Here is a 2,981-nt window from a genome sequence, read left to right on the forward strand (position 1 = left end):
ATCGGGTCACCGAGCTTGGTGCCGGTGCCGTGCGCCTCCACCACGTCCACCTCGGCGGACGACAGACCTGCGTTGGCCAGCGCCTGCCGGATCACTTGTTGCTGCGAGGGGCCGTTGGGCGCGGTGAGGCCGTTGGAGGCACCGTCCTGGTTGACCGCGGTGCCCCGGATCACGGCCAGCACCCGGTGCCCGTTGCGCCGCGCGTCCGACAGCCGCTCCAGTGCGAAGATCCCGACGCCCTCGGACAGTCCCATGCCGTCCGCATCGTCGGAGAACGCCTTGCACCGGCCGTCCTCCGCGAGGCCGCGCTGCCGGCTGAAACCGATGAAGCCCTGCGGCTCGGAAGCGACGGAGGCAGCTCCGGCGAGTGCCAGCGTGCACTGACCCGACATCAGCGCCTGGACGGCGAGGTCGAGGGCCACCAGTGCCGAAGAGCATCCGGTGTCCAGGGTGACGGCCGGGCCTTCGAGGCCCAGCGTGTAGGAGACGCGTCCGGAGGCGATGCTGGTGCTCGTTCCGGTCAGGAGGTGGCCCTCCATGCCCTCCGGGAGCTGCCGCAGGCCACTGCCGTAGCCGCCGTTCCCGACGCCCAGGTACACGCCGCAGGCGGTGCCGCGCAGCGTGTGCGGGTCGATACGGCCGTCCTCGAACGCCTCCCAGCACGCTTCCAGCAGCAGCCGCTGCTGCGGGTCCATCGCCAGCGCCTCGCGCGGCGAGATGCCGAAGAAGGCGGGGTCGAAGGCGCCCGCGTCCCGGACGAAGCCGCCCGTACGGACGTAGGTGTGTCCCTCGTCGTCCGGGTCGGGGCTGTACAACCCCTCCAGGTCCCAGCCGCGGTCGTCGGGGAAGGCGCTGAGGACCTCCTCCCCCGCGGAGATCACCCGCCACAGGTCCTCGGGGGTCTCGATACCACCGGGGAAACGGCAGCCCATGCCGATGATCGCCACGTCGTCGTCACGGTCGGCGGACGCGATGGCGACCGGAACGGCCACCGGCGCGTCGAGGGTGTCCTCCCCGAACAGGGCGGTGCTCAGGTGCTGGGCGAGCCGGGTGACGTTCGGATAGTCGAAGACCACGGTGGTGGCGAGTTTCAGGCCGGTGGCGGTGCGCAGGGCGTTGCGCAGGGCCACCGCGAGGAGCGAGTCGAAGCCGAGGTCGCGCAGCGGCCGCCCGTCCTCGATGGCGTCCGCGGTGGCGTGTCCGAGGACCGTGGCCGCGTGGGCACGCACCAGGTCGCGCAGCGCCGACTCACGGTCCGCCACGGACAGAGGGCTCAGCCGCTCCCGCAGGGGATTCTTCTCACCCGTCGGTGCCTCGTCCTCCGCACCACGGTGGGCGTCGAGGTAGGCACGTACGTCCGGTATGCCGTCCAGCAGCGGGCGGGGGCGCATGGCCGTGAACGCCGCGGTGAAGTCGGCCCAGTTCACGTCGCCGATGGCGAGGAACTCCTCGTCGTCCGCCATCGCCCGGCGCAGTCCGGCGATCGCGAGTGCGGGTTCCATGAAGGACAGACCTCGCCAGTTGAGCGAGTCCGCGTCGACCTTGTCGCCCATGCCGCCGCCGTCGGCGTCCCACAGTCCCCAGGCGATCGTGGTACCGGCGAGGCCGCGGGCGCGCCGGGCGCGGGTGACCGAATCGAGATAGGCGTTGCCGGCCGAGTAGGCGGCGTGCTCGCCGGCGCCCCAGACCGCGGCGACGGAGGAGTACAGGATGAACGCGTCCAGGTCCGTGCGGTCGAAGATCCGGTCCAGGTGAGCCGTGCCCACCAGCTTCGCCTCCGCGGCCGACTCGAACTCGGCCAGGTCCGTTCCCGTCAGGGAGGCGAGTCTGCCGACTCCGGCACAGTGGACCACGGTTCGGATCGGCGGGCCGTCGGCCTCAATCCGCTCGACGAGCTGTTCCAGGGCCTCGCCATCGCAGACGTCGCACGTCGCGACAGTCACCTTGGGCCCCAGGGCGCCGAGCTCTTCGACGAGTTCGCGTACGCCCGGCGCGTCCGCTCCGTGCCGGGAGGTGAGGACGAGATGCTCGGTACCGGCCTCGGCCAGCCAGCGGGCGGTGTGTGCGCCCAGTCCGCCGGTGCCTCCGGTGATCAGTGCGGTGCCGCTCGTGCGCCATGGTTCCCCCGTGGGCTGTCCCCACGGGTCGCGCCGCAGCCGGCGCAGCAGAGCGGCACCCTCGCGGATCGCCACCTGGTCCTCGTCGCCGTCGGCGCCCAGCACGGCCGCGAGACAGTCGGCCTCACGCTCTCCGAACGCTTCCGGAAGGTCGACGAGGCCGCCCCACCATTGCGGGTACTCGAGGCCGAACACGAGGCCGAGACCCCAGGTGCTGCCCTGCACGGGGTGACGCACCAGATCGTCGTGCCGCGCCGACACCGCCTCCCGGGTGCCCAGCCAGACCGTGACCCGCTGGTCCCAGTCGGCCAGGGCCTGCATGAGCAGGAGACCGAGTGCCAGTCCTGTGGTGAGCGCGGGCCGCTCGGGGTGCGTGGTCTCGTCGAGGGCGAGGAGCGACAGCACGCCGGTCACCCCGGAGTGAGCGTCCAGCAACTCGCCCGTCCGCTGCCGGTCGGCGTCGGCGGGGAGTACCAGTTCGGCCACCTCCGCGCCGTGCTCCCGCAGCGCCCCGCCGATCGCCTCGACCGTCTCCGCACGGTCCCGCTGTCCCTCCGACGTCACCAGCAGCCAGCGCCCGTCGAGCCGCGCCGGGGTGAGCTCCGGGCCCGGCACCCATCCGATGTCGTAGCGCCAGGAGTCGAGGACGGCTCGCTCGGCACGCCGCATGCGCCAGGCGTGCAGCGCCGGAAGGACCGCACTCAACGGTGTGTCCGTCCCGACACCGAGCTCATCGGCGAACGCGTCGGCGTCCCCACGGTCGACCCCAGCCCAGAACTCGGCGTCCATCAGGCCCTGTTCGCCGAGCGGCTCGGGGGACTCGTCCTTCAGCCAGTAGTTCTGGCGCTGGAAGGGGTAGGTGGG

Annotated in this window: 1 protein-coding gene; it reads right to left on the bottom strand. The window is 72.2% G+C overall.

Going from position 1 to position 2,981, the window contains the following annotated elements; genetic code table 11:
- Nucleotides 1-2,981, bottom strand: a 2,981-nt coding sequence (locus ACZ5C2_RS38510) for an SDR family NAD(P)-dependent oxidoreductase (RefSeq protein ID WP_468801611.1), incomplete at both ends; no start/stop codon positions are given.

Source organism: Streptomyces sp. NPDC031365 (assembly GCF_055569765.1).